General features: G+C 70.9%; 17 protein-coding genes. 8 read left to right on the top strand and 9 right to left on the bottom strand.

Translation table 11 applies throughout. From position 1 onward, the window contains the following. Nucleotides 1-83: 83 nt before the first annotated feature. Both CA983_RS04570 and CA983_RS04565 read left to right on the top strand, forming a co-directional pair. A complete protein-coding gene (locus CA983_RS04570) occupies nt 84-1,517 on the top strand; it encodes an MFS transporter (RefSeq protein WP_086599589.1) in 1,434 nt (477 codons plus the stop codon). 116 nt (nt 1,518-1,633) lie between these two features. Beyond that, on the top strand, nt 1,634-1,840 hold the full coding sequence (locus CA983_RS04565) for a hypothetical protein (RefSeq protein ID WP_086599588.1): 207 nt from the start codon (nt 1,634-1,636) through the stop codon (nt 1,838-1,840). A 48-nt stretch (nt 1,841-1,888) separates the two neighbouring features. On the opposite strand, the gene CA983_RS04560 is transcribed toward CA983_RS04565, so the two are convergent. From CA983_RS04560 to CA983_RS04545, 4 genes are all read right to left on the bottom strand, one after another. Then, a complete protein-coding gene (locus CA983_RS04560) occupies nt 1,889-2,755 on the bottom strand; it encodes a GNAT family N-acetyltransferase (protein ID WP_086599587.1) in 867 nt (288 codons plus the stop codon). Nucleotides 2,756-2,849: 94 nt separating this feature from the next. Beyond that, nucleotides 2,850-3,437 (bottom strand): TetR/AcrR family transcriptional regulator, encoded by a 588-nt coding sequence (locus CA983_RS04555; RefSeq protein WP_086599586.1) that lies wholly within the window; start codon nt 3,435-3,437, stop codon nt 2,850-2,852. Between the two features lie 26 nt (nt 3,438-3,463). Beyond that, nucleotides 3,464-4,468 (bottom strand): aldo/keto reductase, encoded by a 1,005-nt coding sequence (locus tag CA983_RS04550; RefSeq protein ID WP_086599585.1) that lies wholly within the window; start codon nt 4,466-4,468, stop codon nt 3,464-3,466. A 162-nt stretch (nt 4,469-4,630) separates the two neighbouring features. Then, nucleotides 4,631-6,013, bottom strand: coding sequence for a glycine--tRNA ligase (locus CA983_RS04545; RefSeq protein WP_086599584.1), 1,383 nt, complete (start codon nt 6,011-6,013; stop codon nt 4,631-4,633). Between the two features lie 185 nt (nt 6,014-6,198). Between CA983_RS04545 and CA983_RS04540 the strand changes: the two genes are divergently transcribed. From CA983_RS04540 to CA983_RS04525, 4 genes are read left to right on the top strand one after another with little or no spacing between them, the layout of a single operon-like run. Further along, entirely contained in the window at nt 6,199-7,191 is a 993-nt protein-coding gene (locus tag CA983_RS04540) for a metal ABC transporter substrate-binding protein (RefSeq protein ID WP_086599583.1), read from the top strand. 20 nt (nt 7,192-7,211) lie between these two features. Next, the gene (locus CA983_RS04535) at nt 7,212-7,979 is read left to right on the top strand and encodes a metal ABC transporter ATP-binding protein (protein WP_086599618.1); all 768 of its coding nucleotides are present in this window, start codon (nt 7,212-7,214) and stop codon (nt 7,977-7,979) included. After that, nucleotides 7,979-8,881 (top strand): metal ABC transporter permease, encoded by a 903-nt coding sequence (locus CA983_RS04530; RefSeq protein ID WP_086599582.1) that lies wholly within the window; start codon nt 7,979-7,981, stop codon nt 8,879-8,881. Before CA983_RS04535 ends, CA983_RS04530 begins: the two co-directional genes overlap by 1 nt. Before the next feature lie 58 nt (nt 8,882-8,939). Then, nucleotides 8,940-9,359 (top strand): Fur family transcriptional regulator, encoded by a 420-nt coding sequence (locus CA983_RS04525; protein ID WP_086599581.1) that lies wholly within the window; start codon nt 8,940-8,942, stop codon nt 9,357-9,359. A gap of 108 nt (nt 9,360-9,467) precedes the next feature. Here CA983_RS04525 and CA983_RS04520 read toward each other — a convergent pair whose 3' ends face one another. Genes CA983_RS04520 through CA983_RS47600 form a run of 4 tightly spaced genes read right to left on the bottom strand, consistent with a single transcriptional unit; the run spans nt 9,468 to nt 11,524 of the window. Beyond that, nucleotides 9,468-10,298: an isoprenyl transferase gene (locus tag CA983_RS04520; RefSeq protein WP_086599580.1), complete on the bottom strand. Its 831-nt coding sequence runs from the start codon at nt 10,296-10,298 to the stop codon at nt 9,468-9,470. 34 nt (nt 10,299-10,332) lie between these two features. Then, nucleotides 10,333-11,079: a DNA repair protein RecO gene (gene recO / locus CA983_RS04515; RefSeq protein WP_086599579.1), complete on the bottom strand. Its 747-nt coding sequence runs from the start codon at nt 11,077-11,079 to the stop codon at nt 10,333-10,335. Between the two features lie 26 nt (nt 11,080-11,105). Next, nucleotides 11,106-11,321, bottom strand: coding sequence for a hypothetical protein (locus CA983_RS04510; protein ID WP_086599578.1), 216 nt, complete (start codon nt 11,319-11,321; stop codon nt 11,106-11,108). Then, entirely contained in the window at nt 11,318-11,524 is a 207-nt protein-coding gene (locus CA983_RS47600; RefSeq protein ID WP_086599577.1) for a hypothetical protein, read from the bottom strand. Before CA983_RS47600 ends, CA983_RS04510 begins: the two co-directional genes overlap by 4 nt. 251 nt (nt 11,525-11,775) lie before the next feature. On the opposite strand from CA983_RS47600, the gene CA983_RS04500 reads away from it, so the two are divergent. Together CA983_RS04500 and CA983_RS04495 are read left to right on the top strand one after the other, a co-directional pair. Further along, complete coding sequence (locus CA983_RS04500; RefSeq protein ID WP_086599576.1) at nt 11,776-12,243, top strand: GNAT family N-acetyltransferase; 468 nt, start codon at nt 11,776-11,778, stop codon at nt 12,241-12,243. Nucleotides 12,244-12,315: 72 nt separating this feature from the next. Further along, nucleotides 12,316-13,794, top strand: a complete 1,479-nt coding sequence (locus tag CA983_RS04495) for an alpha/beta hydrolase (protein WP_086599575.1) — start codon at nt 12,316-12,318, stop codon at nt 13,792-13,794. A gap of 67 nt (nt 13,795-13,861) precedes the next feature. Here the strand turns inward: CA983_RS04495 and CA983_RS04490 are convergent. Next, nucleotides 13,862-14,191, bottom strand: a 330-nt coding sequence (locus tag CA983_RS04490; RefSeq protein ID WP_107500198.1) for a protein-tyrosine phosphatase family protein, incomplete at its 5' end; no start/stop codon positions are given.

Genomic DNA, 14,191 nt, shown 5'->3' with positions numbered 1-14,191 from the left:
GCCCGGACCCTGTTTCCAGGTGGTGCTACTACCAGGATAAGAACACTCTGGTACCAGCCTGGGCGTCGCCGCAGGCTGATGCCGTGACCACGGATTCCCTCACCTCACGTCCCGTCAACTCCCCCGCCACCCCGGCTCCCGTGCTCGGCGGGCTCGGACTGTTCACCGTGCTGCTGGCCGCGGCACTCCCGCTCATCGACTTCTTCATCGTGAACGTCGCCCTGCCCACCATCGGCGCCGACCTCGCCGCGAGCGAGTCGGTCCTCGAACTCGTCGTCGCCGGGTACGGAGTGTCGTACGCCGTCCTGCTGGTCCTCGGGGGGCGGCTCGGTGACCTGTTCGGCCGGCGGCGACTGTTCCTCATCGGAATGGCGGCCTTCGGGCTGACCTCACTGGCGTGCGGACTGGCGCCCGGCGCCTGGTCGCTGGTCGCGGCCCGGGTCGCGCAGGGCGCGTCGGCCGCCGCGATGCTGCCGCAGGTGCTGGCCACCATACAGGCCACCACAACCGGCCCCCGCAGGGCGAAGGCGATGGGGTTCTACGGCGCGACCGCCGGGCTGGCGATGGTCGCCGGGCAGATCCTCGGCGGGGTCCTGGTGGCCGCCGACATCGCGGGGACCGGCTGGCGCTCGGTGTTCCTCGTCAACGTGCCGGTCGTCCTCGCGGGACTGTTCCTGGCCGCCCGCGCGGTCCCCGAGACCCGCTCCGCGCGCCCGGAGCCGGTCGACGTCCCGGGCACGGTCCTCCTGGCGGTCGCGCTCCTCACGCTGCTCGTCCCGCTCACGGAGGGCCGGGCGGCGGGCTGGCCGCTGTGGACATGGCTGTCGCTGGTGGCGTGCCCGTTCGTGGCGGCGGCCTTCTACGTGGTGGAGCGGCGGGCCGACCGCGCGGGCCGCACGCCCCTGGTCCCGCCGAGCCTGTTCGCCCTGACCTCCCTGCGGCGCGGACTGCTGCTGGTGCTGCCCTTCTCCATCGGTTTCAGCGGCTTCATGTTCGTGATCGCCGTGGCGTTGCAGCAGGGCGCCGGGCTCGGACCGGTCGCCGCGGGGCTGGCGCTCGCGCCCTTGGCGGTGGTGTTCTTCGTCTTCTCGCTGCTGGGCCCTCGGCTGGTCGCCCGGTACGGCACACGGGTGGTGACGGCGGGTGCCGTGCTCCAGGGCCTGGGTCTGGCTCTGATGGCACTGGCAGCCTGGCACTTCTGGCCGCACCTCGGCTTCGTCGAACTGCTCCCGGGGGCCGCGGTCGCCGGCGCGGGCCAGGCGCTGCAACTCCCCGTCGTCTACCGGGTCATCCTCTCCGAGGTGCCGCCCGTCCGCGCCGGCGTCGGCAGCGGCGTGATGATCACCACTCAGCAGTCGGCGCTGGCACTCGGTGTGGCGACCCTGGGCACGCTGTTCCTTTCCCTGGTCCCGGGGATGGGCATGCGGAACGCCCTGGTCACGACGCTTCTGGTGCAGCTCGCCGGTGTGGCGCTGACCGGCCTGCTGAGTCTCCGGCTGCCGCGTGCGGTCGCTTGAGGTCCCTCATGGCCTGATAACCCGCATCCGGGGAAGCCCTGTTGATGTTGGTCTTGCTGCACACTCCTTGCTGCGAGCAGACCGGATCCGCCGGATTCCTGGACGCGGGAGGCGTCATGGCGCAGAGCGACACCAGCAAGGTCAGCCGCTGGGACCAGCACGGCCGGGAGCACGTGGTGCGGGTGGAGCGGACGGGCGTGCAGCGCACGATCAGATGCGACACCTGCGGCTGGCGCAGAGGCGCCCAGTTCCTGCCCTGGCTGAAGGCCGAGGAACACCTGGCGGAGGCCCATCAGGCGACGGTGGACCCGACGGCGGCGTGAACGACCGGACGGGCCCGGTACCGGACGGGTCCCCGTACCGGACGGGCCCTAGTAGAGGATCGAGGGCAGGTACGCCCCGTCGGGCCGGTTGTACAGGCCGATGGTCATCAGGCTCATCAGCTGCACGACCTTGAGGCCGTTGGACAGGCACCACCTGAGCAGCACGCTGTCGTCGGCCGGTACGAGGATGCCCGGGCCGCCGAAGTGCGGGGCCGCCGCGATCAGGGCCTGGAGGTCCGGGGTGGTCTCGCCCACGGCGTGCGCGAAGAAGGCCAGGTCGGTGGCGTACCCGGTGACGCGGCCCGCGCGCTCGACGACCCGGGCGGTGCCCTGTTTGAGCGCGTCGGCGACCTCGCCGCCACGGTCGACGCCGTGGACCTGCCGGCACACCTCGTTGCAGGCGCCGAGGTCGGCGTCCGTGGCCTCCCGCACCGTGTAACCGGGCATCGCACGCCCGATCGGCGGGCCCTGCACACAGGCCACTGTGGCCCGGTGGACGAAGCCCAGGCTCACGTACAGCGAGAACGACCTGTTGTGGTAGCCGCTCTGCAGCAGCCGGATGCCCGGCGCCCCGCGCTCGTCGGCCCGCTCCATCACGTCCCGCATCAGGCGGCGGCCCACGCCCGCGTTCTGCACGGTGGGGTCGACGGTGATGGGCCCGACCCCGACGACGGCCGAGCGTTCGTCGAGGAAGTTGCTGCCCACGATCCGCCCGTCGAGCTCGGCGACGACAGCGTAGAACCCCGGGTGCGTCAGGGCTCCCTCGATCACCGCGACACCCACGTCGGGGCTCGGGAAGTCGGGTGGGAACGCGTGCTCCTCGGCGATCCCGGCGAAGGCCTCGTAGCAGATCCTTCCGCACTCCGCGGCATCGTCCGCGGTGCCCGGGCGCAGTATGAGATCCACGATCGCCATCCCTTTCTCAGCGCCCCCGCGTGGCGACCCACGCCTCACTTCCCATCCTGCGCCCCTCCCGGCCGAGGCGCACCCGGTAGGAAAAGTGATCCACCTAGGGCCGCAGCCCCCGCACCAGCAGGTCGACCACCGCCGTGAAGTCGGCCTCGGCCCCCGGCTCTTCCCACTCCCGGGCGTAACACGGGTCGTGGAAGCGGCCCGTCGCCTGGAAGACCGCGCGGGCCGTGGCCCGCGGATCGGCGGCGGCGAAGTCGCCGGTCTCGACGCCGGCCTGGATGATGCGGGTCAACTGGGACGTCAGGTCGGCGATGTGCTCACCGACCGCCGCGCCGTTCTCGTCCGTGAGGACCGTGTACGTGGCGAAGAGCTCCGGATCCCCGCCCGCCTTGCGGCGCTTCGCGGCGAACAGCGCGGCGAGCCAGTCCCGCAGCCGGGTCTCCGGGTCGCCGTTCCCCGCGGCGATGCCCGACAGCTCCCCGGACGTGCGGTCCAGCCAGCGCTTGGTGACCGCCTCGCGCAGCGCCGCCTTGGTGCGGAAGTGACGGTAGACGCTGCCGTGGCTGACGCCGAGCGCCCGGGCCACGTCCACCACGGTGGCCTTGGCCGGGCCGTGGCGGCGCAGCACCTCCTCGGTCGCCTCGAGGATGCGCTCGGCGGTCAGGATCTCGCTGGTCGGTCCCATGCCCCTGACCGTACCTGGAGCCCGCTTCAGGTCTCGAGGTGCGCCATCTGGGCCGCCGGGTAGCGGTCGCCGGCGGCGGCACCGGGCGGTACGGCCTCCTCGATCGCGGCCAGGTCGGCCGGGTCCAGCGTCACGTCCAGCGCGCCCAGCGCCTCCGTGAGCCGGTCGCGGCGGCGGGCGCCGACCAGCGGCACGATGTCCTCACCGCGGCTGAGCACCCAGGCGATGGCGATCTGCGCGACGCTGACGCCCTTCTGCCCGGCGATCTTCCGCAGCGCCTCGACGAGGTTCAGGTTGTGCCGGAGGTTGTCGCCCTGGAAGCGCGGCGACATCGCCCGGAAGTCGCCGGCGCCGAGCTTCCGGTCGGCGGTGAAGTGGCCCGAGATCAGGCCCCGGGAGAGCACGCCGTACGCCGTGATGCCGATACCCAGCTCGCGCGTGGTGGGGAGGATTTCCTCCTCGATGCCGCGCGAGATGAGGGAGTACTCGATCTGCAGGTCCGAGATGGGTGCCGTGGCGGCGGCCCGGCGGATGGTTTCGGCGCCGACCTCGCTGAGGCCGATGTGCCGCACGTATCCCTTCTCGACCAGGTCCGCGATCGCGCCGACCGTCTCCTCGATCGGCACCTCGGGGTCGAGGCGGGCGATGCGGTAGACGTCGATGTGGTCGACGCCGAGCCGCTGGAGGGAGTACGCGGCGAAGTTCTGCACGGCGGCGGGCCGGCCGTCGTAGCCCAGCCAGCTGCCGTCCGGGCCGCGCAGCGCGCCGAACTTGACGCTGACCACGGCCTGTTCGCGCCGGGCGGCGGGAGCCGCGCGCAGGGCCTCGCCGATCAGCATCTCGTTGTGACCCATGCCGTAGAAGTCGCCGGTGTCGAGCAGGGTGACGCCCGCTTCGAGCGCCGCGTGGAGGGTCGCGATGGACTCGGCCCGGTCCGCCTCGCCGTACAGCGCGGACATGCCCATGCAGCCGAGGCCGAGGGCGGAGACCTGGGGGCCGGTGGTTCCGAGGGTTCGGGTTCGCATCGTCATGTCCCCCACCCTGCCATGACAGCTGACAGATTTCAATATCTGTCATTCGATACTTGTCAGCCGTTCCGGCGGCCGTGCACAGCACGGACCTGGACCCCTGAAACGCGGCGGTGCCGGGCCCCTCCGCGGAGGAACCCGGCACGGTGTGTGCGCGAGACGGGATCAGCAGCCGATCAGGCGGGCGGCCAGGTAGCCCTCGATCTGGTCGAGGGAGACGCGCTCCTGCTTCATCGAGTCGCGCTCGCGGACGGTGACCGCGTTGTCCTCCAGGGTGTCGAAGTCGACGGTCACGCAGAACGGCGTGCCGATCTCGTCCTGGCGGCGGTAGCGGCGGCCGATGGCGCCGGCGTCGTCGAACTCGATGTTCCAGTGCTGGCGCAGCGCCTGGGCGAGGCCCTTTGCCTTCGGGGACAGCTCCGGGTTCCGGGACAGCGGCAGCACCGCGACCTTCACCGGGGACAGGCGCGGGTCGAGGCGCAGCACCGTGCGCTTCTCCATCTTGCCCTTGGCGTTGGGCGCCTCGTCCTCGATGTAGGCGTCCAGGAGGAACGCCAGCATCGCGCGGCCGACACCGGCCGCGGGCTCGATGACGTACGGGGTCCAGCGCTCGCCGGCCTCCTGGTCGAAGTAGCTGAGGTCCTGGCCGGAGGCCTTGGAGTGGGCGCCGAGGTCGTAGTCGGTGCGGTTGGCGACGCCTTCGAGCTCGCCCCACTCACTGCCGCCGAACTGGAAGCGGTACTCGATGTCGGCGGTGCGCTTGGAGTAGTGGGAGAGCTTCTCCTTCGGGTGCTCGTACCACCGCATGTTCTCTTCGCGCAGGCCGAGACCGGTGTACCAGTTCCAGCGCTGCTCCATCCAGTACTCCTGCCACTTCTCGTCCTCGCCCGGCTTGACGAAGAACTCCATCTCCATCTGCTCGAACTCGCGGGTGCGGAAGATGAAGTTGCCGGGCGTGATCTCGTTGCGGAAGGACTTGCCCATCTGGGCGATGCCGAACGGCGGCTTGCGGCGCGAGGTGGTCTGCACCTGGGAGAAGTTGGTGAAGATGCCCTGGGCGGTCTCGGGCCGCAGGTAGGCGACGGAGCCGGAGTCCTGGGTCGGGCCGAGGTGGGTGGACAGCAGGCCCGAGAACTGCTTGGGCTCGGTGAACTGGCCCTTGTTGCCGCAGTTGGGGCAGTTGACGTCGGCCAGGCCGTTCTCCGGCAGGCGGTTGTGCTTGGCCTCGTAGGCCTCCTCCAGGTGGTCCGCGCGGAACCGCTTGTGGCAGGAGGTGCACTCGGTCAGCGGGTCCGTGAAGGTGGCGACGTGGCCGGAGGCGACCCAGACCTCGGGGGCCAGGATCACGGACGAGTCGATACCGACGACGTCCTCGCGCGACGTCACCATGTAGCGCCACCACTGGCGCTTGAGGTTCTCCTTGAGCTCGACACCCAGGGGGCCGTAGTCCCAAGCGGCGCGCTGGCCGCCGTAGATCTCACTACAGGGGAATACGAAGCCACGGCGCTTGCTCAGGCTGACGATGGTGTCGATCTTGTCGGCGGCCACGGTGCTCTCTTCATTACGACGACGGGCGACGAAGCGAGTTGCTTCCAGCGAATGCTTCAGGTTACCGGCGGGGGCGCCCCCTCAATCAAATCGCTCCCCCGTCCGCGACCGCCAGGCCCCTCCTCCCGGAACCTGCTCGGCCGGTTTGTTGACAACGGTTTCCATATTTGTTGAAAATGAGTGTCATGAACGTACGACGACGCCTCATATCCGCCACCGCGGTCACCGCGGCCACCGCTCTCGGCCTCGGTGCTCTCTCCGCCTGCTCCAGCGACAGCGCGGCGACGGGCAACACGGACAAGTTCGACGTCGTCGCGTCGTTCTACCCGATGGCCTTCCTCGCCGAGCAGATCGGCGGCGACCACGCGAACGTCACCAGTCTGACCGAGCCCGGCCAGGAGCCGCACGACCTGGAGATCAGCACCAAGCAGCGGGCGCAGCTCGAAGAGGCCGACGCGGCGCTCTACCTCAAGGGCCTCCAGCCCGCCGTCGACGAGGCGGTCTCGCAGACCGGCATCAAGACGAAGATCGACGCGGCCGGCCTCACCACCCTCGAGGACCACGGCAACACCGAGCACGACCACGAGGGCGAGGAGGGGCACGCCGCGGAGGAGGGCCACGCCGAGGAGAAGGGTCACGCCGAGGAGGAGGAGCACGCCCGCGACCCGCACATCTGGCTGGACCCGGTGAAGTACGCCGAGGTCGCCGAGGGCGTGGGCAAGGCCTTCGAGAAGGCCGACCCGGACCACGCCGCCGACTACAAGAAGAACACCGCGGCCCTGGTCAAGAAGCTGAACGACCTCAACGGCGAGTTCGAGAACGGCCTGAAGGACACCAAGACCAAGGTCTTCTTCACCAACCACGCCGCCTTCGGCTACCTCGCCGAGCGCTACGGCCTCACCCAGGAGGCCATCTCCGGCCTCGACCCCGAGAGCGAGCCCAGCGCCGCCCGGGTCAGGGAGCTCCAGCAGGAGGCCAAGGCCGACGGCGTCACCACCGTCTTCTACGAGACACTGGTCTCCGACAAGACCGCCAAGACCCTCGCCAAGGACGCGAAGCTCAAGACGGACGTCCTCGACCCGCTCGAGGGCATCACCGACAAGTCCCGCGGCGACGACTACTTCCAGGTCATGGAAGCCAACCTCAAGGCCCTGCGGACGGCCCTGGGAGCCAAGTGATCGACCCATCGGAGGACGGCATGACCGAGCCCGTCGTATCCCTGCGCGGCGTCCGCGCGGACCTGGGCTCGCGCCCCGTCCTGCGCGGCATCGACCTCACCGTGCGCCACGGTGAGGTCGTCGCGCTGCTCGGCGCGAACGGCTCCGGCAAGTCCACGGCCGTGCGCAGCATCATCGGCCAGGTGCAGACCGCCGCCGGCGAGATCGAGCTGTTCGGCACGGCCCGCAGGCGGTTCCGCGACTGGCACCGCGTGGGCTATGTCCCGCAGCGCACCACGGCCGCCGGCGGCGTGCCCGCCACGGTGACCGAGGTGGTCTCCTCGGGCCGCCTGTCCCGGGCCCGCTTCGGCGTGCTGCGCAAGGCGGACCACGCGGCCGTGCGCGCGGCCCTGGAGCTCGTCGGCATGGCGGACCGGGCCAAGGACTCGGTCGACGCCCTCTCGGGCGGCCAGCACCAGCGTGTCCTGATCGCCCGCGCGCTCGCCTCCGCGCCCGAGCTGCTGATCATGGACGAGCCGATGGCCGGCGTCGACCTGGCCAGCCAGGAGGTCCTCGCGCACACGCTGCGCGAGCAGGTCTCCCAGGGCACGACCGTGCTGCTCGTGCTGCACGAACTGGGCCCCCTGGAGCCCCTCATCGACCGGGCGGTCGTCCTGCGCGACGGCTGCGTCGTGCACGACGGCCCGCCCCCCAAGGCGGTCGGGCAGCACGCCCTGCCCGGCCACGACCACGTACACCCGCACGCACCCGCGGGCCACGAACCGATCCGCACGGGACTGCTGAGCTGATGGAGATCCTCGACTACGCCTTCATGCAGCGGGCACTGCTCGCCGCCGTCCTGGTCGGCATCACGGCCCCCGCGGTGGGCATCTACCTGGTCCAGCGCCGCCAGGCCCTGATGGGCGACGGCATCGGCCACGTGGCGATGACCGGCGTCGGCCTCGGCTTCCTGCTGACCTGGTCCCCGGTGTGGATGGCGACCCTCGTCTCGGTCATCGGCGCGGTCCTCATGGAGCTGATCCGCTGGTACGGCAGGACCCGCGGCGACATCGCCCTCGCGATGCTGTTCTACGGCGGCATGGCCGGCGGTGTGATGTTCATCAACCTCGCGCCGACGGGCTCCAACGCCAACCTGACGTCGTACCTCTTCGGCTCCCTGTCGACGGTGTCCGAGTCGGACGTCACGGCGATCTGCGTTCTGGCCGCCTTCGTCGTCCTGGTCACCCTCGGCCTGCGCCGGCAGCTGTTCGCGGTCAGCCAGGACGAGGAGTTCGCGCGGGTGACGGGCCTGCCGGTGCGCGCCCTGAACCTGCTGACGGCGATCACCGCGGCCGTCACGGTCACGGTGGCGATGCGCGTGGTCGGCCTGCTCCTGGTCAGCGCGCTGATGGTGGTGCCCGTCGCGGCCGCCCAGCAGATCGGCCGCAGCTTCGCCGCGACCTTCGTGATCGCCGTCGCCATCGGTGTGAGCGTGACGATCGGCGGCACCGTCACGTCGTACTACCAGGACGTCCCGCCCGGCGCGACGATCGTGCTGCTGACCATCGGCGCCTTCGTCGTGCTGACGGCGCTCGCGACTCCGCTGGCCCGCCGCCGCGCCCGCGCCCAGGCCGCCGCGGACGCCGCCCACGACCCTGCCGAGTGCGCGATTCCGGGCACCCGGAAGACAACCGACGAAGTCGGCGTCTGACCGCCCCCACCCCGGGCTGGCACAATGGCCCGGGCAAGGCAGACGTGAGGAGGCAACGGTGACGACCGCTGGACCGTCCGTGAAGGGCCGCGCCACGAAGCAGCGAGCCGCTGTGGCGGCGGCCCTGGATGAGGTCGACGAGTTCCGCAGCGCGCAGGAACTGCACGACATGCTCAAGCACAAGGGCGACTCGGTCGGGCTCACCACGGTCTACCGCACCCTGCAGTCCCTCGCCGACGCCGGTGAGGTCGACGTCCTGCGCACCGCCGACGGCGAGTCCGTCTACCGCCGCTGCTCCACCGACGACCATCACCACCACCTGGTGTGCCGCGGTTGCGGCAAGGCCGTCGAGGTGGAGGGCCCGGCCGTGGAGACGTGGGCGGAGGCCATCGCCGCCGAGCACGGCTTCGTGAACGTGGCCCACACGGTGGAGATCTTCGGCACGTGCGCGGACTGCGCGAAGGCCTCCGGCGGCTGAGCCGTTGTTCGCCGTGGGGGTGAGACCCGGTCATCGGGTGCGGGTGCCAGGTGGCCGGTCGCGCAGTTCCCCGCGCCCCTGAGGGAACCGCGCGACCGCCGGTGAGACCTACTGCTGCTTGCCCTCCATGGCCAGCAGCTCCTCGTTCGGGATGGCCCCGCCGAACCGCCGGTCCCGCGAGGCGAACTCCAGGCACGCCCGCCACAGGTCGCGGCGGTCGAAGTCCGGCCACAGCACGTCCTGGAAGACCATCTCGGCGTACGCGCTCTGCCAGATCAGGTAGTTGGAGGTGCGCTGCTCGCCGCTCGGACGCAGGAACAGGTCCACGTCGGGCATGTCCGGGTAGTACATGTACTTCGCGAAGGTCTTCTCGTTGACCTTCGACGGGTCGAGCTTGCCGGCCTTCACATCGGCCGCCAGCGCCTGCGCCGCGTCGGCGATCTCGGCGCGTCCCCCGTAGTTCATGCAGAAGTACAGCGTGAGCCGGTCGTTGCCCTTGGTCTGCTCCTGGGCGATCTGGAGCTCCTTGGCCACGGACCGCCACAGCTTGGGCATCCGTCCCACCCAGCGCACCCGCACACCCAGCTCGTCGAGCTGGTCCCGGCTCTTGCGGATGAAGTCCCGGTTGAAGTTCATCAGGAAGCGCACCTCGTCCGGCGACCGCTTCCAGTTCTCGGTGGAGAAGGCGTACAGGGAGATGGCGCCCACGCCCATCTCGATGGCGCCCTGGAGCACGTCGAGCACTCGCTCGGCGCCGACCTTGTGCCCCTCGGTGCGCGGCAGGCCCCGCTCCTTCGCCCAGCGCCCGTTGCCGTCCATGACGATCGCCACATGCTGCGGTACGAGCTCTCCGAGCTTCGGCGGCCGTGCGCCGGACGGGTGGGGCTCCGGCGTCCTGTACTCCCGGCGCTGCCGCCCCAGGATCCCGCGTACGGCCATGTGTTTCTCGTCTCCTCGTGCTTGCTTGTCTTGCTTACTTCTCGACGTAGCGCAGGGAGCGCAGCCCGCGCTCCATGTGCCAGTGCAGATACGCGGACACCAGCCCGCTGCCCTCCCGGACGTACCGCGCCTCGCAGGCGTCCGCGGTCTCCCAGTCTCCCGTAAGCAGCGCGCCGAGGAGCTCCAGGGCCTGGGGCGAGGGTACGACGCTGCCGGGCACCCGGCAGTCCCCGCAGACGGAACCGCCCGACGCGACCGAGAAGAACCGGTTGGGGCCGGGCATACCGCACTTCGCGCAGTCGGTGAAGCTCGGGGCGTACCCGTTGACGGCGAGGGACCGCAGCAGGAACGCGTCCAGTACGAGATGCGGCGCGTGCTCCCCGCGGGCGAGGGTCCGCAGCGCGCCGACGAGCAGCAGGTACTGCTGCACGGCCGGCTCCCCCTCGTGGTCGGTGAACCGCTCGGCGGTCTCGAGCATCGCGGTCCCCGCGGTGTACCGCGCGTAGTCGGTGACGATCCCGCCCCCGTACGGGGCGATGGTCTCACTCTGCGTGCACAACGGCAGCCCGCGCCCGACCAGCTCGCTCCCCTTGGCGAAGAACTGCACGTCGACGTGGGAGAAGGGTTCGAGGCGCGCACCGAACTTCGACTTCGTCCGGCGCACGCCCCTGGCCACCGCCCGTACGCGTCCGTGACCGCGGGTGAGCAGCGTGATGATCCGGTCCGCCTCACCCAGCTTCTGGGTGCGCAGCACGATGCCGTCGTCGCGGAACAGACTCATGGCGTCATTCTCGCAGGGTCATCGCGTCAAGGGACCTCACCCCTGCTGCGGGCGTTGGCGTACGCCGTCGCCGCGCGCAGCCGCTCGGCCGGGGTGGCGTGGCGGACGGCACCGGGGTCGGCGTCCCACTCCTTGCCGCCCCCGTACGGCCTCAGCTGCACATAGGGCCCCTCATGCCCCATGACGATGCCGATGCGGCCGCTACGGGTGTCCACGACGTACGCGCCGACCGGGGGCTTCATCGCAGCACCGCCGCGAGCCGCCGGGCGGTCTCCACGGAACACCGGCCCGATTCCACGAGCGGACAGGGTGCTTCCCGCGCAAGACTTACCGGGTCCAGCCCCAGTGACGGCAGGGTAATTCCGGCCTTGGCGAGTTCTGTCCGCAATTCTTTCACCGCATCCTCCGCTTCTTCGACGCAGAGCGCCGAGTGTCGTGCCTCCACCGTGCTCCCCTTCCTTTCGGAGTTTCACTCTTCGCATCCCTGCGGTGACGCTCCGCGCCTACACTCGGGAGGGGTCTGTGCCCTACAACTGCGGCGCAGCACAAAGGGGTTCGGCAATGGCCAATGGTTCTCTGCAGGCGGTGGGGGTATTTTCCGAGCGGTGGGCAGGAAGCCGATCGCCGATATGCGGCCGCTGACATAATCCGGCCGTGGATACGCGTACGAGGGCGGACGGGATACCGCCGGTCCCCATGACTTGGGCCATCCGTCCCGCCGAGCCGGAAGACCTCGAACCGATCGTGGAACTGCGGGCGGTGGTGATGCGCCCGGACCTGGAACGGCTGGGCCGCTTCGACGAACACCGGGTCAGGCAGCGGCTACGAGACGCCTTCTCGCCCCGGCACACCTCGGTCATCGAGGCCGACGGCACCTTCGCGGGCAGCGTCGCCCTGCGCCCGTCCGGGACCGACGAGAACGGCCACTGGCTGGAGCACTTCTACCTCGCCCCGGCCGTCCAGGGCCGAGGTCTCGGAGCGGCCGTCCTCCACACCCTGCTGACCCGGACCGACGCCGACAACGCACTCGTCCGCCTGAACGTCCTCCAGGGCAGCCCGGCCCGCCGCCTGTACGAACGCCACGGCTTCACGGTCGAATCCCAGGACCCGGTCGACATCTTCATGCTGAGACTCCCGAACGCTGCTCGTCCAGTGATCCCCTAGGGGGTAAACCCCCTGAAGAATCCGGCAGTTGCCCGGATGTGAAGCGGGGCGGCGAGGCGCCAGGCTCGTCCCATGACGCAGAAGCCGATCAAGCGCAACGCCTCACTGGTCGCGGCCACCGCCGTCCTGCTCGGGCTCGCCGTTCCGATGACCGCCTCCGCCGCCGGTGCCGAGGCCCTCGAATGGACCACGTGCGAGGGCACCGGCCTCGATCCCCGCCAGCAGTGCGCCACCGTCGACGTGCCCATGGACTACTCCGACCCGGACGGGCGGAAGATCCAGATCGCCGTCTCCAGAATCCCCAGTGAGAAACCCTCCGCGCGTCGGGGCGCACTGTTACTCATCCCCGGCGGGCCCGGTGGAAGCAGTCTCCAAAAGCCCTCCGGCAGGGGGCAGAAGCTGCCGCAGCAGGTACGGGACGCCTATGACCTGATCGGGTTCGCGCCGCGCGGGATGGCGCCGTCCAGCGCCGTGGACTGCGGTCTCGACAGCAAGGACCTCGCCCTCGCGGGGCTGCCCTGGCCCAGCCCGGACGGCTCCGTCACCGAATCCATGGCCGCGGCTCGGCGTATGTCGGAGGCCTGCGCCCGTAACGGCGGCGAGCTGCTGCGGCACATCAGCACCGCCAACGAGGCCCGCGACCTCGACCGCGTCCGGGCCGCCCTCGGCGAGACCAAGGTGTCCGCCTGGGGCGTCTCGTACGGCACCTACGTAGCGGCCGTCCACAGCCGGCTGTTCCCGCACCGCACCGACCGCATCGTGCTGGACAGCAACGACAACCCCGACCCGACCCGGGTGGGACGCGGCTGGCTCGCCGCGTTCGAGACCGGCGTGGAGGACAACTTCCCGGAGTTCGCCAAGTGGGCCTCCGAGCCCGGGAATCCGTACCGGGTGGCTCGCAGGGCCGCCGATGTGCGGCCCCTCTTCCTGCGCCTCGCCGAGCGGCTCGACCGCGAGCCCCTCCCCCGGCCCGGCGCCAACCCGGCGGAGCTGAACGGCAACGCCCTGCGCCAGACCATGCTGACGAACCTGTACGACCCCGACGACTACCCGACGCTGGCGAAGACGATCCTGGCCGCCCGCGAGGGCACCGTGCCGCCCGCGCCGCAGATGCCGCCCGAGTCGCTGATGCGGAACGCCCTCGCGGTCGGCGCCGGCACCCTCTGCAACGACGTCGCCTGGCCCAGGTCCGCCGCCCACTACCAAAAGGGAGTCGACGAGAGCCGGGCGAAGTTCCCGCTGACGGCGGGCATGCCGCGCGGCGCGATGCTGTGTGCCGCCTGGCCGTTCGCGCCGAAGGAGCCGGCGGTACGGATCACCGACCGCGGGCCGTCCAACATCTTGCTGGTACAGAACGAGCGGGACGTCGCCACGCCGCTCGCCGGGGCCCGCGAGCTGCGCCGCGCCCTCGGGGATCGTGCCGTCATGGTCACCGTGAACTCCACCGGCCACAACGCCTACCTCGCCAACGGCAACGCCTGCGGCGACCGGACCGTCTCCCGCTTCCTGGCCACCGGGAAACGGCCCGGGTCCGACCTCTACTGCGACTGACGTCACTTCGGTCGACCGGACCGGTGGCCCGCCGCCCCGCATCGGCGGACCACCGCGAATGAGAGGCTCATCCCTCACCGAACCGGCGTACGTACCGCCGCTGCCAGGGCGTTTCCACCGCATGCCGGTCGTAGTGCCGACGCACATAGGCCACCGCCTCGTCCCCCGGCACCCCGTCCAGCACCGCCAGGCAGGCCAGGGCCGTCCCCGTGCGCCCCCGGCCGCCGCCGCAGGCGATCTCCACGCGCTCCCCGGCGGCCCGTTGCCACGCGTCGGCCAGCACCACGCGGGCGGCCGCCCGGTCCGACGGGAGGCGGAAGTCGGGCCAGCGCAGCCAGCCGGACTCCCAGGGGACCTCGGGAGGCTGCTTGCCGAGCAGGTAGAGGCCGTAGGAGGG

Origin of the sequence: Streptomyces swartbergensis, assembly GCF_002148965.1 — a bacterium.
In the GTDB taxonomy this organism is placed as follows: Bacteria; Actinomycetota; Actinomycetes; order Streptomycetales; family Streptomycetaceae; genus Streptomyces; species Streptomyces swartbergensis.
Note: the sequence above shows the minus strand (reverse complement) of the source record. Positions and strands in the feature narration are given on the sequence as shown.

What these genes read in the sequence shown, in the direction of transcription:
- CA983_RS04565 (WP_086599588.1), top strand. Translation starts at nt 1,634, where the DNA reads ATGGCGCAGAGCGACACCAGCAAGGTCAGCCGCTGGGACCAGCACGGC.
- CA983_RS04560 (WP_086599587.1), bottom strand. Translation starts at nt 2,755, where the DNA reads ATGGCGATCGTGGATCTCATACTGCGCCCGGGCACCGCGGACGATGCC.
- CA983_RS04555 (WP_086599586.1), bottom strand. Translation starts at nt 3,437, where the DNA reads ATGGGACCGACCAGCGAGATCCTGACCGCCGAGCGCATCCTCGAGGCG.
- CA983_RS04550 (WP_086599585.1), bottom strand. Translation starts at nt 4,468, where the DNA reads ATGACGATGCGAACCCGAACCCTCGGAACCACCGGCCCCCAGGTCTCC.
- CA983_RS04540 (WP_086599583.1), top strand. Translation starts at nt 6,199, where the DNA reads ATGAACGTACGACGACGCCTCATATCCGCCACCGCGGTCACCGCGGCC.
- CA983_RS04535 (WP_086599618.1), top strand. Translation starts at nt 7,212, where the DNA reads ATGACCGAGCCCGTCGTATCCCTGCGCGGCGTCCGCGCGGACCTGGGC.
- CA983_RS04530 (WP_086599582.1), top strand. Translation starts at nt 7,979, where the DNA reads ATGGAGATCCTCGACTACGCCTTCATGCAGCGGGCACTGCTCGCCGCC.
- CA983_RS04520 (WP_086599580.1), bottom strand. Translation starts at nt 10,298, where the DNA reads ATGGCCGTACGCGGGATCCTGGGGCGGCAGCGCCGGGAGTACAGGACG.
- recO (WP_086599579.1), bottom strand. Translation starts at nt 11,079, where the DNA reads ATGAGTCTGTTCCGCGACGACGGCATCGTGCTGCGCACCCAGAAGCTG.
- CA983_RS04510 (WP_086599578.1), bottom strand. Translation starts at nt 11,321, where the DNA reads ATGAAGCCCCCGGTCGGCGCGTACGTCGTGGACACCCGTAGCGGCCGC.
- CA983_RS04500 (WP_086599576.1), top strand. Translation starts at nt 11,776, where the DNA reads ATGACTTGGGCCATCCGTCCCGCCGAGCCGGAAGACCTCGAACCGATC.
- CA983_RS04495 (WP_086599575.1), top strand. Translation starts at nt 12,316, where the DNA reads ATGACGCAGAAGCCGATCAAGCGCAACGCCTCACTGGTCGCGGCCACC.